The following is a 24160-nucleotide window of genomic DNA, read 5'->3' on the forward strand; positions in this document are numbered from 1 at the left end:
CACCCCGCCCTGCGGGCGGACGGCGCCATGTGTCAGACACGACCTAGTCGGGGGTCAGTCCGCGAGCCGCGGCATCGGGAAGCTGCCGGTGCTCGTCGGGGCGTGCTCCGGGAGCCAGAGCACGGCGATCGCGCCACCGGAGCCGCTGCCCTGTGCCGCCGCGCCCTCGGGGTTCGCGCCCTCGGGGTTCGCATTGCGGAACGTGAGCCGGGCGCCGAGGACCCGGGCCTGGCCGGCCGCGATCGTCAGGCCCAGCCCGTGGCCCTGACCGGCGCGGTCGCTCGTGCCGGTGCGGAACCGGCTCGGGCCCTCGTGCAGCAGCGCCTCGGGAAAGCCGGGGCCGTGGTCGCGCACCCGCACGACCCGGCCCTCGATGGTGACCTCGACCGGCGTTCTGCCGTGCTTGGCGGCGTTCGCCAGGAGATTGCCGAGGATCCGTTCGAGCCGGCGCGGATCGGTGTTGACCCAGGACTCGTGCACGACCCGCACGATCGCGTCCGGGTCCAGCACGGAGACGCGCCTGCCGACGAACTCGCCCAGTGCTATCTCCTGGAGCTCGGCCCGCTCCGAGGCGCTGTCGAGCCGGGCGACCTCCAGCACGTCCTCGACGAGGGTGCGCATGGCCTGGGCCCGGTCCCGTACGAGCTCGGTGGGGCGGCCCGGGGGCAGCAGCTCGGCCGCCGTGAGCAGGCCGGTCACCGGTGTGCGCAGCTCGTGGGCGATGTCGGCGGTGACGCGCCGCTCCGCCTCGATGCGCGCGTTGAGCGCGTCGGTCAGGTGGTCGACGGCGCGCGCCAGCTCGTCGGTCTCGTCGCGGACGACTCCGCCGACGGCCTTGCGGACCCGCACCTCCGTGTTGCCCTGTGCGACCTTGCCGGCGGCGGCCGCGGCCTTGCGCAGCCGGCGGGAGAGCTGGCCGCCGATCAGCACACCGAGCGCGGAGCCGGCGAAGACCACCGACACCGAGCCGATGATCAGGGCACGGTCGAGGTCCTTCATGATCGTCGCACTGCGGTCGGCGATCCGGTTGTGCAGGGACAGGACGTCCCCGTTGCCGAGCGGCACGGCCGCCCAGATGTCCGGGGCGCCGCTGTGGTGCTCCTGCACGTAGGTCGCCTGGCGGCCGTCCTCGAGCAGGTAGCGCAGTTCGCGCGGGAGCGCGGGGTCGTTGAGCTTGGTGCCGAACTTGGGCTCGGTCTTGGGCTTGGTGGTCTCGTAGATGCGCTGGGCGAAGAGCAACCGGTTCATCTGGAGATCGCGCGCGCTGTCGAGCATCGAGACCCGCGCCGAGTTGTGGACGACCAGGCTCAGGGCGACCGCGATCAGCGCACCGACGCCGGCGATCGCGACGCTGATCTTCCACCGGACGCCCGTGCGCAGGGCGAGACGCTTCATGCCGGATCCTGTCCCGTTCCGGGGCGGGGCGCGCGGCGCCTCATGCCTTGAGCTTGTAGCCGAAGCCGCGGACCGTTTCGATCCGGTCCTGGCCGATCTTCGTGCGGAGCCGCTGCACATGGACGTCGACGACGCGGGTGTCGCCGCCCCAGCCGTAGTCCCAGACCCGCTCCAGCAGCTTGTCCCGGGACAGCACCGTGCCCGGCGCGGACGAGAACTCCAGCAGCAGTCGCATCTCCGTCGGCGTCAGCCCGACCGGCTCGCCGGCCCGGCGCACCTCCATGCCCTCCGTGTCGACCTCCAGGTCGCCGAAGGTCAGCACCCCTCCCGCGCCCGGCTGCCCCGGCTCGCCGGAGTCGCCCGAAGCGCCGCTCGCGTGTCCGAAGCGCCGCAGCACCGCGCGGATCCGTGCGACGAGCACGGCCCCGTCGAACGGCTTGGTCACGTAGTCGTCGGCGCCCGCCTCCAGGCCCAGGACGACATCGATCGAGTCCGCCCGGGCGGACAGCATGATCACGGGCACGGTCGACTCGTCCCGGATCCGCCGGCACAGGCTGACGCCGTCGAGACCCGGCAGCATCACGTCGAGCAGCGCGATGTCGGGCCGGTCGGCGCGGAATGCCTCCAGTCCGGCCAGCCCGTCCGGCATCGCGGTCACCGTGAAGCCGTCGCGCTCCAGAGCGAGCTGGGTGGCCTCACGGATGACGTCGTCGTCCTCCACGAACAGGACATGTGTCTCGGCCATCCGGCTGTGCTCCGCTGCTCTCTCGGTCTTGTCTCGGTCGGTCTCGGTCGGTCTCGGTCGGTCTCGGTCGGTCTTGGTCTTGGTGTTGTCTCGGTCTCGGTCTCGGTCTCGGTCCGGGGGTGTCGGGGTCGGGGTCGGTGTCGGTCTTGTGCGTGTCCGGGCGCCGCTCAGCTGGTGCCCGCCGCGGAGGGCACCGGCTCCTCCGCGATGCCGCCGTCGACCGACCGGCTGTACTCGTTCTCCACCCGGTCGTGCTCGACGAACCTGTTCCCGGTCCAGCGGTACGTGACCACGATCTCGCCGGAGGGGTAGGAGACCGGGTCGCCCTTCGCGTACACCTGCCTGGTGACGATCAGATCGCCGCGGTCGATCGTCGAGTAGACCGCCGGCTCCTCGGCGCCGAACACATTCTCGTAGCTGTCGTCGTCCTCGCGGTAGACGAAGGTGCCGACCCCCACCGCGTCTCCGCACGTCAGCACATTCACCACGACGTCCGGGACCGGGCTGCTGGTGAGGTTCCCGTACGACGTGTCGATGGGGTACGCGTCCCCTGCGCAGCGCTTCAGATCGGCCTTGACCCGGTCGCTGACCTTGGGGTCCGCCATGACCAGCCGGACCGCGTCGACCTTCTTCACCGGTGAGGCCGTGGTGGAGGGCCCGGTGGTCGACGGGGTCTGCGCCACCGGATCGGTCCGCGCGGGGCCCTCGTCACGGGCGCCCGTGCCACCGGTCGAGCAGCCGGCCGCGAGCAGCCCGAAGGCGGCGAGCCCGGCCACTGCCGTGCCACTCGCCGCCCATCGGCCGATGCCGCCTCTGGCGCTGCTGCCGTCTCCGGCTAGGCCGCGCAACGCTCCCGCCCCCGTCCCTCACGACGTGCGTACGTACGATCTCCACGCTGCGCGGGGACCACCGGCCTGCGGCTCTCCAGCCCCCGGCCTTCGCGCTCGCGGTTCTCCAGCTCCTGGCGGAGCCGGGCGAGCGCCCGGTGCAGCGTGCTCTTCACCGTACCTGTCGACATACCGAGCGCGGCGGCGGTCTCCTCGGTGCTCATCTGCTCCCAGTGCCGCAGCACGACCACGCTGCGCTGCTTGGGCGCGAGCACCTTCAGGACGTCCATCAGCAGCGCCCGGTCCGCGTGCTGCTCGGTGGCGTCGTCGACGCTGGCGTCCGGCAGCTGCTCGGTCGGGACCTCTTCGAGCTTGCGCGCCCGCCACCACTCGGTCCGGGTGTTGATCATGACACGGCGGAGGTAGGCGTCGGCCAGCGACTTGTCGGCTATGCCCTCCCAGCGGCCGTACGTCCGCACCAGCGCCGTCTGCAGCAGGTCCTGGGCCTCCACCGGGTCGGGGACGAGCCGTCGGGCGCTACGCAGCAGCGCCTCCTGCCGAGTGCGTACGTACTCCTCGAATTCGAGCACCTCGCCGTGCGCCATCGTGAACCGCCTCCATCCCCGTAACCAAGCCCCGTGACAACGCTGCGCTGCCGTGTGACCTCGTGGTTTCCCTTACATCACGAGAACCTACGGAGCTGTTGTCACGGGGCTGTCCGAGGCAGCCGTCGGAGGGCGCACGGCCATCCATCGGTTGTGTAACAGCGGCACATGCCGGGGTTCGGCCGGGGAATCTCAGGTGAGAGGCAGCCGGAACCGATCATTCTCCAGTGGCTCGACCAAACCGTCCGAGACCAGCCCGTCCAGGGCGCGGGCCCGCTGGACCGGTTCGTCCCAGACCCGGTCCAGGACCGCCCGGTGCACCGGCCCGACCGCCTCGCGCAGCACCGCGAGCAGCTTGCCCCGCACCTGGCGGTCCGTGCCCGCGTACGTCTGGCCGCGCCGCGCCGGACCGTCGTGCGCCGGCTTCCCGGCCAGCCGCCAGGCGCACTGCCGGGCCACCGGGCAGCGCCCGCAGTCCTCGTTGCGCGCCGTGCAGACGAGCGCGCCGAGCTCCATCGAGGCCGCCGCCCAGCGGGCCGCCGTCGACTCGTCGTCGGGCAGCAGGGTGCGGGCCAGCCGGCGCTCGGCGGCCGTGGTGGCGTTCGGCGGGTACTGGATACCGGTCGCGGCGCGGGCGAACACCCGGCGGACGTTCGTGTCCAGCACCGGGTGCCGCTGCCCGTAGGCGAACGACGCCACGGCGGCCGCCGTGTACTCCCCGATCCCGGGCAGGGCGAGCAGCTGTGCGTGGTCGCGCGGCACGTCGCCGCCGTGCCGCTCCGTTATCGCCACCGCCGCACCGTGCAGCCTTAGCGCACGGCGGGGGTAGCCGAGCCGGCCCCAGGCGCGGACGGCCTCGCCCGGTGCCTCCGCGGCCAGGTCGGCGGGGCGCGGCCAGCGGGCGAGCCACTGCTCGTACACGGGGAGCACACGGCTCACAGGGGTCTGCTGGAGCATGAACTCACTGACCATCACTCCCCAGGCGCCGGCCTCGGGACGGCGCCAGGGCAGGTCGCGGGCGTGCTGGTCGAACCAGGCGAGGACGGGGGCATGGAGGCCGTGGTGGCGCTCGGTGAGGTCGGCGGAATGGTCCGGGGAGACGGCGGTGGGTCCGTCCGGAGGGACGTCGGCCGGGGTGCCGGCGGGGACGTCCGTGGCGGGGGAGGTCATCTCGGTCGCAGTCATGGCACTTCCGATCCTGGCATGCTCAGGGCCGTGGGCCGGGCATATGCTCCGGGACGGCACCGGGCCCGGCGAGCCAGAGCACGACCGGCGACCTGCTGGTCCGCATGGCAGCGGCGAGCAAGGCGGCCGGGCGTGTCCCGCCGCGTACGACGGCCAAGGCGACGGCCGCACCGAGCAGCAGGCCGACGGCGACGTCGTGCGGGTAGTGGACCCCGACGAAGACCCGTGAGAACGCCATCAGCAGTGCGAGCGGTCCCAGGACGAGACCGGTGAGCGGGGCGCGTGGCCGGAGACGCGGCCGCGGCCCCGTTTCAGCCCCTGGCCCCGGCCCCGTCTCAGCCCCTGGCCCCGGCTTCGGCCGGGGCAGCGCGAGTACGAGGGCGACGGCCGCGGCGCCTGCGATCGTGGCGTGGTTGCTGGGGAACGACCAGTCGCCGACGGGCGGACACGGCACCAGCGACGCGACCGCCCCCGCGACCGCGCGGCACGGACGCTCCTCGTCCACGACGGACTTCAGCGACTCGCTGCACACATAGGCCACCGCGGTCGCGAGCGGAGCGAGGACGGCCACGGCCATCGCCCTCGCGTCCCCGTGCCGCGCCCGCCACCACGCGACGACGAACAGCGCCCCGAAGAGCAGCAGCCCTGCCTCCGTCCAGAGTTCGGCGAGCTGCCGCGCCCAGGGAGGCGTCGCGTGGGCGTAACCGGTGATGTCGCGGTAGAGGCCGCTCGGGAGATCGCTTTCCATGGGGAGTGACCGTACGCGTACGGGAGTTGAAGCGGCTCGACGCCGCCGGCCGGGGTGTCCCCGACAGGAAGCGGAGGTCAACGCGCCCCGCCCATGCGACTTTCGGGCCATGCCTGCTTACAGTGTGTGATGATGATCGACAAAGTCGTGCATCATGGGCGGCGGGTGGGGCGGGAGTTGCCTCCGATCTCTCGTACAGTTCGGTACGTGGGATCTCTGCGCAATCCGGTCGGGCCGCTTCCCTCCTCCATCTACTGGCGACGGAGGGCCATCGCCCTGTCCCTGCTGGCGCTGCTCGCGCTGCTGGTTGCCTGGGCCGTCACCTCCGGTGGCGGCGGAACGAGGAACTCCGGCGACGACGGCAGGCCGGGCGACGACAAGCCCGCCCCCTCGATCACGCCGGGGGACGATCCGTCGGGCCCGGCGATCAGCGAACAGCCGGGCGGGCGCGACGAGTCGGGAGACGGCGGCGGGTCGGGCGGCGGTGACGGCGGCGGCGACGCCGGCAGCACGGACGGCGGTGCGGACACCGGCAAGAACGGCGACCCGGGCGCGATCGGCGCGGCCAACGGCGGCGGCGCGAGCGCGGGCGCACAGGTCCCCGCCGGTTCCCCGCTGCCGAACTGCGCCCCCGGCACCTTGCAGTTGACCCTGACCAGTGCCAAGGTCGCCTACGCCCCCGGCGAGAAGCCGCGCTTCCAGCTCGTCGCGAAGAACACCTCCGATGTCACCTGCAAGGCGGACTTCGGACCCAAGTCGGCGGTGCTGACCGTCAGCGACACCACGGACGACGAGGTCTGGTCGTCGGCCGACTGCCCGAGCGGCAGCGGCAGTCTGCTCCTGCGGGTGCCCGCGAACTCGACGGTCAGCCACATCGTCGACTGGGACCGTCGCCACAGCGCCCCGCGCTGCGCCACGCCCCCGGCCGGCCAGGTCCTCGCCGGAACGTACCTGCTGGAGGCCCGCTTCGCGGGCGCGACGGCGACACCGGCCTCGTTCCGCCTGGACAAGGACTAGGGCAAGAACTCGGACAAGGGCAAGAACTCGGACAAGGGCAAGAGCCAGGACAAGGGCCAGGGCCAGAGCCAGGACAAGGACTGGAGGGCGCCCGGCGGATCGTGCCGGGCTGATCCGGACGCCAAGCCCTAGGTCGTGTCTGACACATGGCGCCGTCCGCCCGCAGGGCGGGGTGCGCGGCGTCCGGTGCGTGCAATCGCAAGGCGGAGGATCATCCTCGTACTGGACGTACTCGGATGACTCCGACAACGCAGCGTGGGGGCACCTCCCGTGCCCGAAGGGCTACGGGGGAGTGCGTGCCGGACGCCGCGCACCAGGCGGGATTTGTCAGACACGGCCTAGTGCTGTGGCCGAAAAGGTTCACCGGCTCGCGACGCCCGGCACGGCACCTCGCGGCGTTGTCGGATCGCCCGAGTACGCCCAGTACGAGGGCGGTCCTCCGCCTTGCGATGCACCGCACGGGACGCCGCGAGCATCCCGGCAAACCTTTCCGGCCACAGCACTAGACGTAACGCTCCAGGATCGACGACTCCGCGAGCCGCGACAGCCCCTCGCGCACACTGCGCGCCCGCGCCTCGCCGACGCCGTCGACCGCCTGGAGGTCGTCGACACTCGCCGCGAGAAGCTTCTGGAGGCCGCCGAAGTGCTCCACGAGCCGCTCGATGATCGTGCCCGGCAGCCGCGGCACCTTCGCGAGCAGCCGGTAACCGCGCGGCGAGACCGCTGAGTCCAGCGTCTCGGGCGAGCCGCTGTAGCCCAAGGCGCGGGCCACGATCGGCAGTTCGAGCAGCTCCGCGTGCGTCAGGTCGTTGAGCTCCGAGAGCGCCTCGTCGACGGTGCGCGACCGCTTCGCCGTCGGCTCCGGCACATAGTCCCGGACGACCAGCTCACGCTCCGGCTCCACCCCCGCGATCAACTCGTCGAGCTGGAGGGCGAGCAGCCGCCCGTCGGTGCCGAGCTCGACCACGTACTCCGCGATCTCCGTCGCGATCCGGCGCACCATCTCCAGACGCTGCGCGACCGCCGTGACGTCGCGGACCGTCACCAGGTCCTCGATCTCCAGCGCGGAGAGAGTGCCGGCGACCTCGTCCAGGCGCAGCTTGTAGCGCTCCAGTGTCGCCAGCGCCTGGTTCGCGCGGGACAGGATCGCCGCGGACTCCTCCAGGACGCGCCGCTCCCCGTCCACGTACAGCGCGATCAGCCTCATCGACTGGGAGACCGACACGACGGGGAAGCCGCACTGCTTGGAGACCCGGTCCGCGGTGCGGTGGCGGGTGCCGGTCTCCTCGGTCGGGATGGAGGCGTCCGGGACCAGCTGCACACCGGCCCGGTGGATCTTGGTGATGTCCTTGTCGAGGATGAGCGCCCCGTCGAGCTTGCACAGCTCGCGCAGGCGGGTCGCCGTGAACTCCACGTCCAGGACGAAGCCGCCCGTGCACATCGATTCGACCGTCTTGTCCATGCCGAGGACGATGAGACCGCCGGTGTTTCCCCGCAGAATGCGCTCCAGGCCGTCGCGCAGGGCGGTGCCCGGGGCGACCGCACTCAGCGAGGCGCGCATCAGCGCTTCCGTGCCGGACCCCCCGGAGCCTCCGCCGGACTTTCCGGGTGCTGCGCCCCGGTCGTTGGCTGCCACTGCTCTCCTCCGGCTCGTACGGATGGGCGAGACCAGGGCAAAGTCTAGCGACCCCGGCCAGGCCCGGGCGGCGTCGCGGGCCGATGGGCACCGCCCCCGCCCGGCCCGGGCGGCCACCGGCGCACCTGGTCCCCTCGCCCGGGAAGGCTAGCGGCGCGCCTCCTCCCCCCGTGGGGCTTCCGCCCTGCGACCCCGCGGGAGCACCCTCAGCGCGTCCCCCATGTCGGCGACTTCCGTGACCTTCATACCAGGCGGCACCTTGCCCGGGTCGGACGGCACCAGCGCCTGGGTGAAGCCCAGCCGGTGCGCTTCCGCGAGCCGGCGCTGGACGCCCGTGACCCGTCTGACCTCGCCCGCGAGGCCGACCTCGCCGATCGCCACCAGGTTCTTCGGCAGCGGGGTGTCGCTGGCCGCCGAGGCCAGAGCGAGCGCGATCGCGAGGTCCGCCGCGGGCTCGGAGAGCTTCACGCCGCCGACCGTCGCGCTGTAGATGTCCCGCTTGCCGAGCGCGCTGATGCGGCCCCGCTGCTCCAGCACCGCCAGCATCATCGACACCCGGGAGGTCTCGAGGCCGGAGGTCGTGCGCCGGGGCGAGGGGATCTGGGAGTCGACGGTGAGCGCCTGCACCTCGGCGACGAGGGGGCGGCGGCCCTCCAGCGTGACCGTGAGGCAGGTGCCGGGCACGGGCTCGTCGCGCCGGGTCAGGAACAGCCCGCTGGGGTCGGCGAGTCCGGTGATCCCCTCGTCGTGCAGCTCGAAGCAGCCGACCTCGTCCGTCGCCCCGTACCGGTTCTTGACGCCCCGGACGAGCCGCAGCCGCGCATGCCGGTCGCCCTCGAAGTGGAGCACGACGTCGACGAGATGCTCCAGCAGCCGCGGTCCCGCGATCGCGCCGTCCTTGGTGACATGGCCCACCAGCAGCGTCGACATCCCACGCTCCTTGGAGGCCCGGATCAGCGCCCCCGCGACCTCCCTCACCTGTGCCATCCCGCCCGGCGCCCCGTCGATCTCGGGGGACGCCACGGTCTGGACGGAGTCCATGACCAGCAGCGACGGCTTGACGGCGTCGAGATGGCCGAGGACGGCCGAGAGATCGGTCTCGGCCGCGAGGTACAGATGGTCGTTGAGCGCGTTGATCCGGTCCGCGCGCAGCCGGACCTGGCTCGCGGACTCCTCGCCCGTCACGTACAGCGTGCGGTGGTCGTCGCTCGCCGCCTTCGCCGCGACGTCGAGCAGCAGCGTGGACTTGCCGACGCCCGGCTCGCCCGCGAGCAGCACGACCGCGCCCGGCACCAGCCCGCCGCCGAGCACCCGGTCCAGCTCGTCGACCCCGGTCGTACGGGCCGTGGCCTGCCGGCCGTCGACCTGGCCGATGGGCAGCGCGGCGTTCGTCACCCGGCCCGCCGCGGTCGTCCGCACGGCGGGCGCCCCGTACTCCTCGACCGTGCCCCATGCCTGGCACTCGGGGCAGCGGCCGAGCCACTTGGCGGTCGTCCAGCCGCATTCGGTGCAGCGGTAGGACGGCCGGTCCTTGGCGGATTTCGTACGGGCAGCCATGCGGCAAACCGTAGCGGCACCCACTGACAGCGCGTGCGGCCCCGTCGATGAACGCCGCCGATGATCACAGTCACCCGTACAGAGGCACATGCTCCTGTACCCCATCGAGGGATGCGTTCACCCGTATGGATTAAATGCGCCCAACCGGCGCGAAGGGTGTGCCTTGCGCTGCCTACGGTCGCCGGGTGAAGAGCAGCATGCCGGAACCCCCCGCGCACTCCGCCGGGCACGCGCCCGGGCACGCCGGGGGAGCGCCCCCCGAGCACGCCGTCGGCGCGCGCAGGCCCCATCGACGTGCGCAGGGCCGGCGGCCCGCTCTCGGGCAGACCCCGCCCGGACGGTACGAGGCGTATCTGGACGGGCTGTTCACGTACTGCCTCTCCGTGCTCTGCGACCACGAGGCGGCGACGGCCGTGCTCGGCGACGTCCTGGCCATCTCCGAACGACAGCACGGGCGTTGCCCCGCCGGGGAAGCCGAGCGGAAGGCATGGCTGTACGCGCTCGCCCGGTGGGCCTGTCTGCGCGCACTCGGCGAGCAGAAGCTCCACAAGCGGCAGGCGACAGGTGGCGCCCACGGGGCGCACAGCGGACGCCGCGCGCCCGCCGCCACCGAGGAGACCCCGGCCGTCGACCCCGAGGCCGCCGAGCGGCACCGCGCCGAGCTGGCCCGGCTGGCCTGGCCCGAGGCCGCCGGCACCACCCCCGAGCAGCGCGAGGCGCTCGAACTGGCCGTACGGCACCGCCTCGGTCCGAGCGAGGTCTCGGCCGTCCTCGGGACGGACCCCACGCGCACGCGCGAACTGCTCGCCTCCGCCGCCTGCGAGGTGGAGCGCACACGGGCCGCTCTCGCGGTCGTCGAGAGCGGCAACTGCCCGGCCGTCGCACGGCTGACCGGCGACCACCAGGTGCTGCTCTCCGCGGCGCTCCGCAGCGAGCTCGTCCGCCACGTCGACGACTGTCCGCGCTGCCGGCGCGCCGCCGAGCGCGCCGGCGCCGCGGGGCCGTGGCCGGGCTCGACCGTCACCCCCGAGGCGCTGCCGCTGGTGCCTGCGCCGAGGGCCGAGACCTACCTGGCGATGCTGCACGTCCCGCGGGCGCGCGCCGGAGGGCCGCGGTTCGGGCGGGACGGGTACCCCATGGACCCGAAGGACCACGCGGCCCGGCGCGACCGGTTGCGCGCACGCGCGGTCACCACGACCGTCGTCGCCACGGTCGTCGCGGCCCCGGTGCTCGCCCTCTGGGCGGCGTACCGGAGCGCCCCGCTCACCGGTGAGGGCCGCGACGGCTCCTCGGTCACCGCGACCGAGGGCGACGAGCCGGCCGGTCTCGACGGAGTCCCGTACGACCGCTACGAGAACGCGGGGAACGCCGGAGACGCTTCCAGCCCCGGCAACATGAGCGGCCCCGGCCCCCGCTTCACCCTCGGCAGCCGCTCGCCCGACATCTCCGTCGAAGTCATCAGCCCGGGGCTGCCGCCGACGGGCCCCTCCACCCCGGGCCACGGCCCCGGCAGGCTCACGGTCGCGGCGCAGCCCTCGTCCGGCGACACCACGATGATCGTCCTGACCGCGTCGGGCGGTGCGCCCGTCTCCTGGTCGCTGTGGACCGACGCCCCCTGGCTGTACGCGAGCGTCACCTCCGGCACGCTGCACCCGGGCGAGTCCGTCACGGTGTACGTCTCCGTCGACCACGCCGCCGAACCGGCCGGCCCCTGGAGCGCGCGTGTGGGCGTGGAGCCCTCCGGGACGGTCATCTCGATCGACGGCCGGGGCGAGCCGTCGACGCCCACGTCCCCACCGACGTCGGAGCCGCCCACCTCGGAGCCGCCGCCCTCGTCCGAGCCGCCGACGACCGAGCCCCCGCCGTCGTCGGAGCCTCCGCCGTCCTCCGAGCCGCCGCCCTCGTCCGAGCCGCCGCCCTCGTCCGAGCCGCCGGCGTCGGAGCCGCCGTCATCCTCCGAGCCTCCGCCGTCCTCGGAGCCGCCGGCGTCCGACCAGCCCAGCACGTCGGGCTGACGAAGCGTTTCTCCCTGAGCCCCTGAGCCCCTGAGCCCCGGAACCCCAGGACCCCGCCCCACGGCGGGGTCCTGGGCCCTACGGCCGTCTCCCCCTACAGCCCTACAGCCGTGTCCCTTACGCCATCCCCCGCGCCGGATCCGCCGGGTGCGGGGCCACCAGGGGAAGCTGCGACGCCAGGCGGGCCTCGCACAGCTCCACCAGGACGTCGTACGCCGCCTTGCCCATCAGCTCGGTCAGCTCGGGGCGGTACGTCACGTACACCGGATCACCCGCGCCGTGCGCCGACGTCGCCGACGTGCACCACCAGTGGAGATCATGCCCGCCCGGACCCCAGCCCCTCCTGTCGTACTCGCCGATCGAGATCTGGAGCATCCGTGTGTCGTCCGGACGGTCGATCCAGTCGTACGTACGGCGCACCGGCAGCTGCCAGCAGACGTCCGGCTTGGTCTCCAGCGGCTCGCGGCCCTCCTTCAGCGCCAGGATGTGCAGCGCGCAGCCCGCGCCGCCGGCGAACCCCGGACGGTTCTGGAAGATGCAGGAGCCCTCCCAGCGGCGCGTCTGGCGGTCGCCGTCCTCGTCGGCCTCGATCCAGCCGGTCCGCGTGCCCACGCCGTGGAACTGCCACAGCTCCGGCGTGAGCCGTGCCACATGCCCCGCGACCCGTTTCTCGTCGTCGTCGTCGGAGAAGTGCGCCCCGAGCGTGCAGCAGCCGTCGTCCGCGCGACCCGCCTGGATGCCCTGGCAGCCGCTGCCGAAGATGCAGTTCCAGCGCGAGGTCAGCCAGGTCAGGTCGCAGCGGAAGACCTGTTCGTCGTCGGCAGGGTCGGGGAATTCCACCCAGGCACGGGGGAAGTCCAGCCCTTTCTCGTCGGAGGCCGCCGCCTCGCCGGGCCCGCCGAGCACGACCGGCGCGTCCGGTGTGACCGAGATGACACGGGGGGAGTTGTTCGCGGGCTTCGGCTGCTTGGCTTTGCCCTGCTTCGCCTTTTTCGTCTTTGGCACGAGTCAAGCGTATGCGCGCGGCCGCAGTAGCGTTCCGTACATGAGACTCGGAGTCCTCGACGTCGGTTCGAACACGGTGCACCTGCTGGTGGTGGACGCGCACCCCGGTGCGCGCCCGCTTCCCGCCCATTCCCACAAGGCCGAGCTGCGCCTCGCCGAGCTGCTCGACGAGCACGGAGCGATCGGCCCCGACGGTGTCGACCGTCTCATCGCCACCATCGAGGACGCGCTCCAGGCCGCCGAGGACAAGGGCTGCGAGGACGTCCTCCCGTTCGCCACGTCCGCCGTCCGCGAGGCCACCAACGCCGATGCCGTGCTGGACCGCGTCAAGGCCGTGACCGGTGTCGACCTCACGGTGCTCACCGGCGCGGAGGAGGCCCGGCTCACCTTCCTCGCGGCCCGCCGCTGGTTCGGCTGGTCAGCGGGACGGCTCCTCGTGCTCGACATCGGCGGCGGCTCGCTGGAGATCGCGTACGGCATCGACGAGGAGCCCGACGCGGCGGTCAGCCTGCCGCTCGGCGCGGGCCGGCTCACGGCGGCGATGCTGCCCGGCGACCCGCCCAGGCCGGAGGACGTACGGGCGCTGCGCCGCCATGTGCGCACGAGCATCGCCCGCACGGTCGGCGAGTTCAGCCGCTTCGGCCGCCCCGACCACGTCGTCGCCACCTCCAAGACCTTCAAGCAGCTCGCCCGTATCGCGGGTGCCGCACGCTCCGCCGAGGGCCTGTACGTGCAGCGCGATCTGAGTCGTACGTCACTGGAGGAGTGGGTCCCGAAGCTCGCCGCGATGACCGCGGGGCAGCGCTCGGCGCTGCCCGGCGTCTCCGAGGGACGCTCGGCGCAGCTGCTGGCGGGCGCGCTGGTCGGGGAGGCCACGATGGACCTCTTCGGCGTCGACGAGCTGGAGATCTGCCCGTGGGCGCTGCGCGAGGGAGTGATCCTTCGGCGCCTGGACCACCTGCCCACCGACTGATGCCTCGCCCTCCGTCGCCCCGCAGACCGGTCCGCCGGCCGCGCCCGCAGCCGGAGCCCGGCACGCACCCTGAACCGCGTCCCGAGCCGGACCGCGAGCCGGGCTCCGAGCCGGGCTCCGAAGCGCGTTCCGAATCACGTCCCGAGCCGGGCTCCGAGCCGCGTCCCGAGCCGGGGTCCCCGACGTGCCCCGAACCGCGTCCCGGGCCCCTGAAGCGCCCTCCAGAGGCCCGTACGCTGTCCCTCGTGGCAGAACCAGTGGTGCGCATCCCGGATGCGAAGGTCGCCCTGTCGACGGCCTCCGTGTATCCGGAGTCGACGGCTACGGCCTTCGAGATCGCCGCGCGCCTCGGCTACGACGGCGTCGAGATCATGGTCTGGACCGATCCGGTCAGCCAGGACATCGAGGCGCTGCGCCGGCTCTCCGACTACCACCAGGTGCCGATCCTGGCGGTCCACGCGCCGTGTCTGCTGATCACCCAGCGGGTCTGGTCCACCGATCCCTGGGTGAAGCTCCAGCGCGCCCAGTCGGCCGCCGAGAAGCTCGGCGCGTCCACCGTCGTGGTCCATCCGCCCTTCCGCTGGCAGCGGCAGTACGCCCGCGACTTCGTCTCCGGCATCTGGCGGATGGCGAACGAGACCGATGTGCGCTTCGCCGTGGAGAACATGTACCCGTGGCGCTACCGCGACCGCGAGATGCTCGCGTACGCCCCCGACTGGGACGTCACCAAAGAGGACTACCGGCACTTCACGATCGACCTCTCGCACACCGCGACGTCCCGTACGGACACCCTGGCCATGGTCGACCGCATGGGCGACCGGCTCGGGCACGTCCACCTAGCGGACGGCAAGGGATCGGCCAAGGACGAGCACCTGGTGCCCGGCCGCGGCGACCAGCCGTGCGCCGAGCTCCTCGAACGCCTCGCCCGCACCGGCTTCGACGGCCATGTCGTCATCGAGGTCAACACCCGGCGGGCCATGTCCGCGGCGGAGCGCGAGGCCGACCTCGCCGAGGCGCTCGCCTTCACCCGGCTGCACCTGGCCTCGGCGACCCGGGTGGCGGGACCATGACCTCCTCCGGCGCGGCACCCCGCAGGCGCGGCCGGCCCGCCCGTACGGAGGCCGACAGCGGCCCGGGTGCCCGGGAGCGCATCCTCCAGGCGGCCCGTACGGAGTTCGCCGAGCGCGGCTACGACAAGACGTCCGTCCGCGGCATCGCCAAGGCGGCGGGCGTCGACGCGGCCCTCGTCCACCACTACTTCGGCACGAAGGACGAGGTCTTCGCGGCCGCCATCGAGGTCAGCTTCGAGCCCGCGCTGGTCATCCCGCTGGTCCTGGGGGAGGGCACGGAAGGCATCGGGGAGCGGCTCGCGCGGTTCTTCATCGGGGTCTGGGAGAACCCGGCGACGCGCGCCCCACTGCTCGCGATCATCCGTTCCGCGATGACGCACGACGCGGCGGCGAAGGTGCTGCGCGGCTTCGTGCTGCGGCGGCTGCTGGAGAGGGTGGCCGCGGAGCTGGCCGTACCGGATCCGAAGTTCCGCGCCGAGCTGGCCGCCTCGCACATGATCGGCATCGTGGTCATGCGCTACGTGATCCAGGTGGAGCCGCTGGCCTCCGCCGACCCGGAGCAGATCATCGAGATGGTCGCGCCCACGCTCCAGCGCTATCTGACGGAAGCCTGAGCCGCGGACCGCGGCGGGACCGTACGGGCGGACCGTGGCGGGACAGTAGCGGCCGACCGTGGCGGGACCGTACCGGCCGACTGCGGGGACCAGCGGCGAGGCGCTGACCGAAAGACGGACCTCCGTCCCGTATTCCGGACAAGGCGTCCAGATCTTGGAGCGGCGGCGTAGGCTCGACAGCAGCCAGAACTGCCTGAAGGAGCGAGCGACGATGCCCGAGCTGAGGTCCCGCACAGTCACCCACGGCCGGAACATGGCGGGCGCCCGCGCCCTTATGCGGGCGTCGGGCGTAGCCGGCGAGGACATCGGCAAGCCGATCATCGCCGTCGCCAACTCCTTCACAGAGTTCGTGCCGGGCCACACCCACCTCGCCCCGGTCGGCCGGATCGTCTCCGACGCCATCCGCGCCGCGGGCGCCGTCCCGCGCGAGTTCAACACCATCGCGGTCGACGACGGCATCGCGATGGGCCACGGCGGCATGCTGTACTCGCTGCCCTCCCGTGACCTGATCGCCGACTCCGTCGAGTACATGGTCGAGGCGCACTGCGCGGACGCGCTCATCTGCATCTCCAACTGCGACAAGATCACTCCGGGCATGCTGATGGCCGCCATGCGCCTCAACATCCCGGCGATCTTCGTCTCCGGCGGCCCGATGGAGGCCGGCCAGGCGACCCTCGTCGACGGCACGGTCCGAAAGCTGGACCTGATCAACGCGATCGTGGACGCGGTCAACGAGAACGTGTCGGACGAGGACGTGCTCCGCATCGAGGAGAACGCCTGCCCGACCTGCGGCTCCTGTTCCGGCATGTTCACCGCCAACTCGATGAACTGCCTCACGGAGGCGATCGGCCTGTCCCTCCCGGGCAACGGCTCGACGCTCGCCACCCACACCGCCCGCCAGGCCCTGTACGAGAACGCCGGCCGCACGGTCGTCGAGATCACCAAGCGCTACTACGAGCAGGGCGACGAGTCCGTCCTGCCGCGCAACATCGCCACCCGCGAGGCGTTCGAGAACGCCATGGCGCTGGACATCGCCATGGGCGGCTCGACCAACACCATCCTCCATCTGCTCGCCGCCGCCCAGGAGGCCGAGCTCGCCTACGACCTCAAGGACATCGACGCGGTCTCGCGCCGCGTGCCCTGCCTGGCCAAGGTCGCGCCGAACGTCGCCCCCGGCGGCACGTACTACATGGAGGACGTCCACCGCGCCGGCGGCATCCCCGCCATCCTCGGCGAGCTCTATCGCGGCGGGCTGCTGAACGAGGACGTCCACACCGTCCACTCGGCCTCGCTGGCCGAATGGCTCAAGACCTGGGACGTCCGCGGCGGTTCCCCCTCCGCCGAGGCCGTCGAGCTGTGGCACGCGGCCCCCGGCTGCGTCCGCTCCGCCACCGCCTTCTCGCAGTCCGAGCGCTGGGACTCCCTGGACGTCGACGCCGAGGGCGGCTGCATCCGCTCGGTCGAGCACGCGTACTCGAAGGACGGCGGGCTCGCCGTCCTGAAGGGCAATCTGGCCGTCGACGGCTGCGTCGTGAAGACCGCCGGCGTCGACGAGTCGATCTGGACCTTCGAAGGCCCGGCCGTGGTCTGCGAATCGCAGGACGAGGCTGTCGAGAAGATCCTCTCCAAGGTCGTGAAGGAGGGCGACGTCGTCGTCATCCGCTACGAGGGCCCGCGCGGCGGCCCCGGCATGCAGGAGATGCTCTACCCGACGTCCTTCCTGAAGGGCCGCGGCCTCGGCAAGGCGTGCGCCCTCGTCACCGACGGCCGCTTCTCCGGCGGTACGTCGGGCCTCTCGATCGGCCACGCGTCCCCCGAGGCCGCCTCGGGCGGCACGATCGCGCTCGTCGAGGACGGCGACCTCATCCGGATCGACATCCCGAACCGCTCGATCGACCTCGTCGTCGACGACGCCACCCTGGCCGCCCGGCGTGAGGCGCTCGGCGGTGTCTACGCCCCGAAGTCCCGCGAGCGGAAGGTCTCGGCGGCGCTGAAGGCGTACGCGGCGATGGCGACGAGCGCGGACAAGGGCGCGGTCCGGGACGTCTCGAAGCTGGGCTGACGTCTCGCAGCTGGGCTGAGCCCGACGGCCGCATGGTCACCAGCCGGACGGATCCCCGCCCTCCACGGCGAAGACGGACCCGTCCGGCGCGGCCCCGAAGACCCTGCCCTCGGCAGTGGCCGGCGCGGGCAGGGTCGCCGCATAGGCGGAACTGCCCCCGCCCATCCGCGGCTCCGTCTGGCCCAGTTGCACGCCGCGCCCGGCGTCGACCGCCAGCAGCCGCCCGTCCGCACCGCTCAGATAGACCCGCCCGCCGTCCACGACGGGCCTCGACGACCGCGCCAGATACGTCTCTAGCCGCCACCGCTGCGCGTCGCCGCCGACCGCCGTCGTGTCCACGGCCAGCAGCGAGCCGCCCGAGCCCACCAGGTAGACGGTGTCGCCGTCCGCCGCGGCCTGTGCCTGGTCGACGTCGACGGGGAGCGGGACGCGCCGCACGGCGCGGGTCGCGGTGTCGAGACGTACGACAGCGTTCGTGAAGTCTGCGGAATCGGCGGCCAGCAGGAAGAGCGCGTCGCCCGAGGCCGCCGGTGACACCGGCGTCAGCACGCCGGTCAGCCGCTTCTCCCAGCGCACATCGCCGCTGTCGGCGGCGACCGCCCGTACGAGCGTGCCCGCGCCGCCGGCCTCCGGCGTGACCGCGAAGACGGTGTCCGAGCCGTCCGGCCCGGGGACCCACCGCGTGCCGGGCGCCCCGCGCCGTCCGTGCCAGCGCTCCTCGCCGGTCGCGCCGTCGAGCGCCCGTACGGTCCCGTCCGCGCGCGTGAGCAGCACGGATCCGGCGGCGTGGCTGAGCGACGCGTACGAACCGATCCCCACGCTCCACCGGGTGGCGCCCGACCCGGGGTCGAGGGCTTCGAGCCGCTTTCCGTCCGGAGTGGTGACGTGCAGCAGACCGCCGGAGAGCACCGGCGCGTTCGCGTAGCCCTCGTACGAGGCCGGGGACGCCCCGCGCGTCCAGGCCGGTGCGCCGTCGGAGGCGGCCAGGCGGGTGGCCAGGACGCCCGGCGCGGAGCAGTACAGCGCGTCCCCGACGGCGGAACAGACAGGGGTGCGGGGCGTGCCCGCGCCCCTGGCGAGGGTGGCCTGCCACGGGGTGAAGGCCCGCTCGGTGCCCGGTGCCGCGACCGCGGGACCGCCTCCGTCCGTGCCGGTGCGCAGGCCGGCGTACCCGCCCGCGAGCAGTCCGGCGAGAGCGGCGGCGACGACGGCGTACCGCACGAGCCTTTTCGGGCGGCGCGGGCCCTCCTTCGGGTCCACTGCCTCCGGGGTCCTCGGCCGCGCGTCCGCGGTGTCCTCGGGAACCCGTTGCAGCGGTATGAACGCCGTGGCCACATCCGCGGCCGGTGCGCGCAGTTCCGCCATGACCTCGCCCGGCGTGGGCCGTTCCTCCGGTGCCTTGGCCAGGCACCGGCTCAGCAGCGGTACGAGTTCGTCCGGTACGCCCGCCAGATCGGGCTCGTTGTGGACGACTTGATAGGCGACGACGTACGGGCTGTCGGAATCGAACGGTCCGCGTCCGGTCGCCGCGTGCACCAGGACCGCGCCCATCGCGAACACGTCCGCGGCCGGGCCGACGTCCCGCGGCCGCTGGAACTGCTCCGGTGCCATGAACGGCGGAGTGCCGATCAACTTGCCCGTCTCCGTGCGCAGATCGCTGTCCGACGGCCGGGAGATACCGAAGTCGATGACCTTGGGGCCGTCGGACGCGAGCAGCACGTTGCTCGGCTTGAGATCGCGGTGGACGACTCCCGCGCGATGGATGTCGCGCAGCGCCTCGGCGAGCCCGGCCCCGGCCCTGCGCAGTTCGTCCACGCCCAAGGGGCCGTTCCGTTTGACGCGTTCGGCGAGTGTCGGACCGTCGATGAACAGCGTCGCCATCCAGGGGCGCACGGCGTCCGGGTCGGCGTCCACGACGGGTGCGGTGAAGGCGCCGCTCACCCGGCGCGCGGCGGTCACCTCCTGCCGGAAACGCGCCCTGAACTCCGGGTCCATGGCGTGTTCCGCATGCACGACCTTGATCGCGAGGCGCAGTCCGGACGCGGATGTGGCCAGATGCACGACGCCCATGCCGCCCGAGCCCAGGCATTCCTCCAGACGGTACTGCCCTGCGTGTTCCGGATGTTCCGCTTCCGGTACCGGCCCGGTGCTGCGCAGCGGTGACATCGCCCACCCCCGTGTTTTCCGTCCGCAAGCGCGACGCTCGGAGCCTAGTCGATGCTTCCTTCGGGGCCACGGCGGCTTGCTAGCCTGCGATGCACCATGCTTTTCGGACAAACGGGGGAGGCCGTCATGGCCGCGGAAGACACCGAAGCAGTAGCAGCCGTCGAAGGCGCCGGCGCCGTCGAAAGCGCCGACGGTATCGACGGCATCGACGGCATTGACGGGACCGAAGCGGCGGTCGGGACGTTCACCGTGCGGAGGTACCCGGTCGCCCCCGGATACCGCGTGAACGTCCGCAGCGGCCCGGGAACGCAGTACCAGATCGTCAGGGTCCTGCAGTACGACGCACAGGTGCCGATCAACTGCCAGAAGCCGGGCGAGACCATCACCGGCCCCTACGGCACGTCGAACATCTGGGACAACATCGCCAACGGCCAGTTCATCTCCGACGCCTACGTGAACACGGGCAGCGACGGCTACGTCGCAGTCCGCTGTGCCTGACCGGGGTCCCTCCACCACGGGGATAATCGCCTCGTGAGCGAGAACGAGAACCAGGCGAACGACGAGAGGCACGCGCGGGCCGCGGACGCGGCGCCGAACGGCAACGACGGCACCCGTCCCGGCCCGCAGCCCGAGTCGATCCGCTTCTTCGGCACCACCTGGGTCGACCACGACAACGGCTACGCGCTGCGCCGCGTCGGCGTCGCCGCCGGCTCACTCGCGGCGGCGGTCGCCGGATGCCTCGTGCTGCGCTTCGCCTACCAGGGGCTGGAGATCGCCCGGGTCGGCGGCTTCGTCACCACCCTGGTGATCGTGATGTTCGCGGTGTGCAGCGCCATCGCCTTCCGCAAGACCTGGGAGGGCTTCACCCGCCGGCCGGCCGATCCGGCGCGCGAGGACTCCCTGCGCAGTCTGAAGACGATCGGCTTCATCGGCTCCCTGCTCGCCTACTTCCTCCGCTCCCTGAGCGAGGCCCCGGGCGAGAAGCTGCTGCGCACGGAGTACGAGGCGGCCGTCGTCCAGTACGAGAAGCGCCGCACCACTCGCAGCGGCAACCCGTCGGCCCGCAAGAAGCCGAAGCGCCGGCCGCGCTGAGCCGCCTGGGGGACGGTGACACGGAGGCGTGACGGAGGTGTGACCGGTGGCGGTGTCACATTTCCCCGGGCCTGCGTTGTCCCCTTTGCATGACGACGACGAACCACACCGAGCACCCCCTCCAGGTCCTGGTACTCGGCGCGGGCTACGCAGGTCTCATGGCCGCCCTCCGGCTGGCCCCGCACGCCCGCGTCACCCTCATCGACCCGAGCGACCGCTTCACCGAGCGCGTACGGCTGCACGAACTCGCCGCGGGCCGCCCCGATGTGACCCATCCGCTCAGCCGGTTCCTCCGCTCGACCGGCGTCAGCCACATCACCGCCCGTGCCACCGCCATCGACCCGGTCGCCCGCGAGGTGACGACGGACGACGGCCGCCGCCTCCCGTACGACCGGCTTGTCTACGCCCTCGGCAGCCGTACGGCCGCGGTGCACGCGGGCGAGCGCGCCCACACCCCCGAGTCCGCCGCCGCCCTGAACAAGCGCCTCCAGGACGGTCCGGGCTCCCTCGCCGTCGTCGGCGGCGGGCTCACCGGCATCGAACTCGCCACCGAACTGGCCGAGTCCCACCCCGAGTGGACCGTCCGCCTCCACTCGGCCGGCGACATCGGCGAGGGCCTCTCGGCACGCGGCCGCGACCACGTCCGTACGGTGCTCGGGGCCCGGGGCGTGCGCATCGAGGAGGGCCGGCGGGTCACCCACGCCGACGAGCTGGACGCGGACGCGGTCGTCTGGGCTGCGTCGATGACCCCGAACAGCGAGCTCGCCGCGGACGCGGGCCTCGCCCTGGACCCCTCCGGCCGCATCGCCGTCGACGACGCGCTCCGCTCGGCTTCGCACCCCGAGATCTACGTCGCCGGAGACGCGGCCGCCGCCGGCTCCCGCAAGGCCGGCACCCTGCGCATGGCCTGCGCCACAGCCATCCCCACCGGTGCCCACGCCGCCGCCTCGGCCATCGCCGAGTCCCGCGGCCGCGAACCCCGGCCGCTGGACTTCCGCTTCTTCGCCCAGTGCGTGAGCCTCGGCCGCCACGACGGCCTGATCCAGCCCGTCCACGCGGACGACACCCCCCACCCCCGCGTCCTCACGGGCCGCCCGGCCGCCCTGACGAAGGAACAGGTGGTCCGCTCCACGGTCCGCTTCCTGAGCGTGGTGGGCCGTCGTTCGCGACGGCACTCCCCACCGGCTTGACGCGCACCTGCCCCCGGAGCATTATTCATCACATGATGAATAATGCTCCGGGAGGCGAGACAGGCGCCGAACGCGTCGCCATCCGCGCCCACGCCCTCACCGTCGTCCGCGGCCCCCGCACCGTCCTCCGCAACCTCGACTTCGCCGTCCCACCCGGCCAGATCACCGGCCTCCTCGGCCCCTCCGGCTGCGGCAAGTCGACCCTGATGCGGGCCATCGTCGGCACCCAGGCCAAGGTCAGCGGCACCCTCGAAGTCCTCGGCCGGCCCGCGGGCGACGCCTCCCTCCGCTCCCGTATCGGCTATGTCACCCAGGCCCCCTCCATCTACGACGACCTGACCGTCCGCCAGAACCTGGACTACTTCGCGGCCATCCTCGACCCCGGCCGCTCCGCCGCCGCGCGCCGCCGACAGCACGTCACCCAGGCCATCGCCGACGTCGACCTCGCCGACCACGCCGACGCGCTCGCCGGAAACCTCTCCGGCGGACAGCGCAACCGCGTCTCCCTCGCCGTCGCCCTCCTCGGCACCCCCGAACTGCTCGTCCTCGACGAGCCCACCGTCGGCCTCGACCCGGTCCTCCGCCGCGACCTGTGGGACCTCTTCCACCGCATCGCCGCCGACCGCGGCACCACGATCCTCGTCTCCTCCCACGTCATGGACGAGGCCGAGCGCTGCCACCGGCTGCTGCTCCTGCGCGAGGGCGAACTCCTCGCCGACGACACCCCCGACGCCCTGCGCCGCCGCAACGACACCGCGACCGTCGAAGACGCCTTCCTCCACCTCGTCGACACGGCCAACGCCCTTCAGGAGAGCGCCCGATGAACACCCACGCCACGAGCACCGGCACCACCACGGCCCCCACCCCGGCCGCGGCCGGGGCACCGACCCGCTCCGCGACCGGTGCCGCACGCGCCGTCTCCGCGGCCCGCACCCTCGCCACCGCCGCCCGCGTCCTGCGCCAACTGCGCCACGACCCGCGCTCCATCGCCCTGATGATCCTGGTGCCGTGCGTGATGCTCCTGCTCCTGCGCTACGTCTTCGACGGCAGCCCGCAGGTCTTCGACTCCATCGGCGCCTCACTCCTCGGCATCTTCCCCCTCATCACGATGTTCCTCGTGACCTCGATCGCCACCCTCCGCGAACGCACCTCCGGCACCCTGGAACGCCTGCTCGCCATGCCCCTCGGCAAGGGCGACCTGATCGCCGGCTACGCCCTCGCCTTCGGCCTCCTCGCCATCGTCCAGTCGAGCCTCGCCACCGGCCTCGCGGTCTGGTTCCTCGGACTCGACGTCGTCGGCTCGCCCTGGCTGCTGCTCCTGGTCGCCCTCCTGGACGCCCTGCTCGGCACCGCCCTCGGCCTGTTCGTCTCCGCCTTCGCCGCCTCCGAGTACCAGGCGGTCCAGTTCATGCCGGCCGTGCTCTTCCCCCAGATCCTCCTCTGCGGCCTGTTCATCGCCCGCGACAAGATGCAGCCCGTCCTCGAAGGCGTCTCGAACGTCCTGCCCATGTCGTACGCCGTCGACGGCATGAACGAAGTGCTCCGCCACACCGACGTCACCGCCGACTTCATCCGCGACGTCCTCGTCGTCGCCGCCTGCGCCCTCCTCGTCCTCACCCTCGGCGCGGCCACCCTCCGCCGCCGCACCGCGTGACCGCCCCTCGGACACCACCGACACCACGGCGCCACCCGGTGCAAGGATGTCCATGTCCGTGGACAAGCCGTCCACGGACATGGACGACCCTGTATGTGCACACGCACCACCCCCGGCGAGGTGACCCGCATGACCCAGACAGTCGCAGTCCTCGGCACCGGCAAGATCGGCGAGGCCCTGCTCAGCGGCATGATCCGGGCCGGCTGGCCCGCCGCCGCCCTGCTGGTCACCGCCCGGCGCGCCGAGCGCGCCGATGAGCTCCGCACCCGCTACGGCGTCGAAGCGGTCACCAACGCCGAGGCCGCCAAGCGCGCCGACATCCTGATCCTGACCGTGAAGCCCCAGGACATGGGCAGGCTCCTCGACGAACTCGCCCCCCACATCACCGCCGACCGGCTGGTCATCAGCGCCGCGGCCGGTATCACCACCTCCACCATCGAGAACCGTCTCGCACCCAACACCCCCGTCGTCCGTGTCATGCCGAACACGCCCGTCCTCGTGGACGAAGGCATGTCCGTCATCTCCGCCGGCAGCCACGCCACCGCCGAGCACCTCGCCCACACCGAGGAGATCTTCGGCGGCGTCGGCAAGACACTCCGGGTCC

The 24160-nt window shown here is 72.7% G+C and carries 22 protein-coding genes (1 of these 22 cut by a window edge); 12 read left to right on the forward strand and 10 right to left on the reverse strand.

Annotated elements, in window-relative coordinates; genetic code table 11:
- Window positions 1-54: 54 nt before the first annotated feature.
- The 6 genes from cseC to KK483_RS20300 form a co-directional block, all read right to left on the reverse strand.
- The gene (gene cseC, locus KK483_RS20275) at window positions 55-1395 is read right to left on the reverse strand and encodes a two-component system sensor histidine kinase CseC (RefSeq protein WP_262006623.1); all 1341 of its coding nucleotides are present in this window, start codon (window positions 1393-1395) and stop codon (window positions 55-57) included.
- Window positions 1396-1435: 40 nt separating this feature from the next.
- Window positions 1436-2140 carry a two-component system response regulator CseB gene (cseB, locus tag KK483_RS20280; protein ID WP_262006624.1) on the reverse strand — a complete coding sequence of 235 codons (705 nt, stop codon included), beginning with the start codon at window positions 2138-2140 and terminating at the stop codon, window positions 1436-1438.
- 167 nt (window positions 2141-2307) lie between these two features.
- Window positions 2308-2916, reverse strand: a complete 609-nt coding sequence (locus KK483_RS20285) for a hypothetical protein (RefSeq protein WP_399014381.1) — start codon at window positions 2914-2916, stop codon at window positions 2308-2310.
- A 59-nt stretch (window positions 2917-2975) separates the two neighbouring features.
- Window positions 2976-3572, reverse strand: a complete 597-nt coding sequence (locus tag KK483_RS20290) for a SigE family RNA polymerase sigma factor (RefSeq protein WP_262006625.1) — start codon at window positions 3570-3572, stop codon at window positions 2976-2978.
- A 192-nt stretch (window positions 3573-3764) separates the two neighbouring features.
- The gene (locus tag KK483_RS20295; RefSeq protein ID WP_262006626.1) at window positions 3765-4757 is read right to left on the reverse strand and encodes an A/G-specific adenine glycosylase; all 993 of its coding nucleotides are present in this window, start codon (window positions 4755-4757) and stop codon (window positions 3765-3767) included.
- A gap of 22 nt (window positions 4758-4779) precedes the next feature.
- Entirely contained in the window at window positions 4780-5505 is a 726-nt protein-coding gene (locus KK483_RS20300; protein WP_262006627.1) for a phosphatase PAP2 family protein, read from the reverse strand.
- A gap of 207 nt (window positions 5506-5712) precedes the next feature.
- On the opposite strand from KK483_RS20300, the gene KK483_RS20305 reads away from it, so the two are divergent.
- The gene (locus KK483_RS20305) at window positions 5713-6522 is read left to right on the forward strand and encodes a hypothetical protein (protein WP_262006628.1); all 810 of its coding nucleotides are present in this window, start codon (window positions 5713-5715) and stop codon (window positions 6520-6522) included.
- 502 nt (window positions 6523-7024) lie between these two features.
- Here KK483_RS20305 and disA read toward each other — a convergent pair.
- Together disA and radA are read right to left on the reverse strand one after the other, a co-directional pair.
- Entirely contained in the window at window positions 7025-8158 is a 1134-nt protein-coding gene (gene disA / locus KK483_RS20310) for a DNA integrity scanning diadenylate cyclase DisA (protein ID WP_262006629.1), read from the reverse strand.
- Window positions 8159-8305: 147 nt separating this feature from the next.
- Window positions 8306-9715, reverse strand: a complete 1410-nt coding sequence (gene radA / locus KK483_RS20315) for a DNA repair protein RadA (protein ID WP_262006630.1) — start codon at window positions 9713-9715, stop codon at window positions 8306-8308.
- A 197-nt stretch (window positions 9716-9912) separates the two neighbouring features.
- On the opposite strand from radA, the gene KK483_RS20320 reads away from it, so the two are divergent.
- Window positions 9913-11730 carry a BACON domain-containing protein gene (locus KK483_RS20320; protein ID WP_399016122.1) on the forward strand — a complete coding sequence of 606 codons (1818 nt, stop codon included), beginning with the start codon at window positions 9913-9915 and terminating at the stop codon, window positions 11728-11730.
- Window positions 11731-11847: 117 nt separating this feature from the next.
- Here KK483_RS20320 and KK483_RS20325 read toward each other — a convergent pair whose 3' ends face one another.
- Complete coding sequence (locus tag KK483_RS20325; protein ID WP_399016125.1) at window positions 11848-12663, reverse strand: hypothetical protein; 816 nt, start codon at window positions 12661-12663, stop codon at window positions 11848-11850.
- A gap of 112 nt (window positions 12664-12775) precedes the next feature.
- Here KK483_RS20325 and KK483_RS20330 point away from each other — a divergent pair, with 112 nt between their 5' ends.
- The 4 genes from KK483_RS20330 (at window position 12776) to ilvD (ending at window position 17454) form a co-directional block, all read left to right on the forward strand.
- A complete protein-coding gene (locus tag KK483_RS20330; protein WP_262006633.1) occupies window positions 12776-13708 on the forward strand; it encodes a Ppx/GppA phosphatase family protein in 933 nt (310 codons plus the stop codon).
- A 245-nt stretch (window positions 13709-13953) separates the two neighbouring features.
- Window positions 13954-14778 (forward strand): sugar phosphate isomerase/epimerase, encoded by an 825-nt coding sequence (locus KK483_RS20335; RefSeq protein WP_262006634.1) that lies wholly within the window; start codon window positions 13954-13956, stop codon window positions 14776-14778.
- Window positions 14775-15392 carry a TetR family transcriptional regulator gene (locus tag KK483_RS20340; protein WP_262006635.1) on the forward strand — a complete coding sequence of 206 codons (618 nt, stop codon included), beginning with the start codon at window positions 14775-14777 and terminating at the stop codon, window positions 15390-15392. The genes KK483_RS20335 and KK483_RS20340 overlap by 4 nt, the downstream gene beginning before the upstream one ends.
- A 211-nt stretch (window positions 15393-15603) precedes the next feature.
- Window positions 15604-17454: a dihydroxy-acid dehydratase gene (gene ilvD / locus KK483_RS20345; protein WP_262006636.1), complete on the forward strand. Its 1851-nt coding sequence runs from the start codon at window positions 15604-15606 to the stop codon at window positions 17452-17454.
- A 36-nt stretch (window positions 17455-17490) separates the two neighbouring features.
- Here the strand turns inward: ilvD and KK483_RS20350 are convergent, their stop codons facing one another.
- On the reverse strand, window positions 17491-19620 hold the full coding sequence (locus KK483_RS20350) for a protein kinase domain-containing protein (protein WP_262006637.1): 2130 nt from the start codon (window positions 19618-19620) through the stop codon (window positions 17491-17493).
- 126 nt (window positions 19621-19746) lie between these two features.
- Here KK483_RS20350 and KK483_RS20355 point away from each other — a divergent pair, with 126 nt between their 5' ends.
- From KK483_RS20355 to proC, 6 genes are all read left to right on the forward strand, one after another.
- Complete coding sequence (locus tag KK483_RS20355; RefSeq protein ID WP_262006638.1) at window positions 19747-20118, forward strand: peptidase; 372 nt, start codon at window positions 19747-19749, stop codon at window positions 20116-20118.
- A gap of 33 nt (window positions 20119-20151) precedes the next feature.
- The gene (locus KK483_RS20360; RefSeq protein WP_399014385.1) at window positions 20152-20712 is read left to right on the forward strand and encodes a hypothetical protein; all 561 of its coding nucleotides are present in this window, start codon (window positions 20152-20154) and stop codon (window positions 20710-20712) included.
- An 89-nt stretch (window positions 20713-20801) separates the two neighbouring features.
- Entirely contained in the window at window positions 20802-21902 is a 1101-nt protein-coding gene (locus KK483_RS20365) for an NAD(P)/FAD-dependent oxidoreductase (RefSeq protein WP_262006639.1), read from the forward strand.
- A 32-nt stretch (window positions 21903-21934) separates the two neighbouring features.
- On the forward strand, window positions 21935-22726 hold the full coding sequence (locus KK483_RS20370) for an ABC transporter ATP-binding protein (protein WP_399014387.1): 792 nt from the start codon (window positions 21935-21937) through the stop codon (window positions 22724-22726).
- A complete protein-coding gene (locus KK483_RS20375; RefSeq protein WP_262006640.1) occupies window positions 22723-23556 on the forward strand; it encodes an ABC transporter permease in 834 nt (277 codons plus the stop codon). Before KK483_RS20370 ends, KK483_RS20375 begins: the two co-directional genes overlap by 4 nt.
- 129 nt (window positions 23557-23685) lie before the next feature.
- Window positions 23686-24160 carry the 5' portion of a pyrroline-5-carboxylate reductase gene (proC, locus tag KK483_RS20380; protein WP_262006641.1) on the forward strand. 335 nt of this gene lie beyond the right edge of the window, so the window shows 475 of its 810 coding nt (coding positions 1-475); its start codon is at window positions 23686-23688; its stop codon lies beyond the right edge, outside the window.

The organism is Streptomyces sp. FIT100 (assembly GCF_024584805.1).
GTDB lineage: Bacteria > Actinomycetota > Actinomycetes > Streptomycetales > Streptomycetaceae > Streptomyces.

Bases quoted from the DNA above. Each gene is read 5' to 3' on its own strand.
- cseB (WP_262006624.1), bottom strand. From the start codon at position 2,140: ATGGCCGAGACACATGTCCTGTTCGTGGAGGACGACGACGTCATCCGT.
- KK483_RS20365 (WP_262006639.1), top strand. From the start codon at position 20,802: ATGACGACGACGAACCACACCGAGCACCCCCTCCAGGTCCTGGTACTC.
- KK483_RS20355 (WP_262006638.1), top strand. From the start codon at position 19,747: ATGGCCGCGGAAGACACCGAAGCAGTAGCAGCCGTCGAAGGCGCCGGC.
- KK483_RS20290 (WP_262006625.1), bottom strand. From the start codon at position 3,572: ATGGCGCACGGCGAGGTGCTCGAATTCGAGGAGTACGTACGCACTCGG.
- radA (WP_262006630.1), bottom strand. From the start codon at position 9,715: ATGGCTGCCCGTACGAAATCCGCCAAGGACCGGCCGTCCTACCGCTGC.
- KK483_RS20340 (WP_262006635.1), top strand. From the start codon at position 14,775: ATGACCTCCTCCGGCGCGGCACCCCGCAGGCGCGGCCGGCCCGCCCGT.
- ilvD (WP_262006636.1), top strand. From the start codon at position 15,604: ATGCCCGAGCTGAGGTCCCGCACAGTCACCCACGGCCGGAACATGGCG.
- KK483_RS20375 (WP_262006640.1), top strand. From the start codon at position 22,723: ATGAACACCCACGCCACGAGCACCGGCACCACCACGGCCCCCACCCCG.
- KK483_RS20320 (WP_399016122.1), top strand. From the start codon at position 9,913: ATGCCGGAACCCCCCGCGCACTCCGCCGGGCACGCGCCCGGGCACGCC.
- KK483_RS20370 (WP_399014387.1), top strand. From the start codon at position 21,935: ATGATGAATAATGCTCCGGGAGGCGAGACAGGCGCCGAACGCGTCGCC.
- KK483_RS20295 (WP_262006626.1), bottom strand. From the start codon at position 4,757: ATGACTGCGACCGAGATGACCTCCCCCGCCACGGACGTCCCCGCCGGC.
- KK483_RS20300 (WP_262006627.1), bottom strand. From the start codon at position 5,505: ATGGAAAGCGATCTCCCGAGCGGCCTCTACCGCGACATCACCGGTTAC.
- KK483_RS20330 (WP_262006633.1), top strand. From the start codon at position 12,776: ATGAGACTCGGAGTCCTCGACGTCGGTTCGAACACGGTGCACCTGCTG.
- KK483_RS20350 (WP_262006637.1), bottom strand. From the start codon at position 19,620: ATGTCACCGCTGCGCAGCACCGGGCCGGTACCGGAAGCGGAACATCCG.
- cseC (WP_262006623.1), bottom strand. From the start codon at position 1,395: ATGAAGCGTCTCGCCCTGCGCACGGGCGTCCGGTGGAAGATCAGCGTC.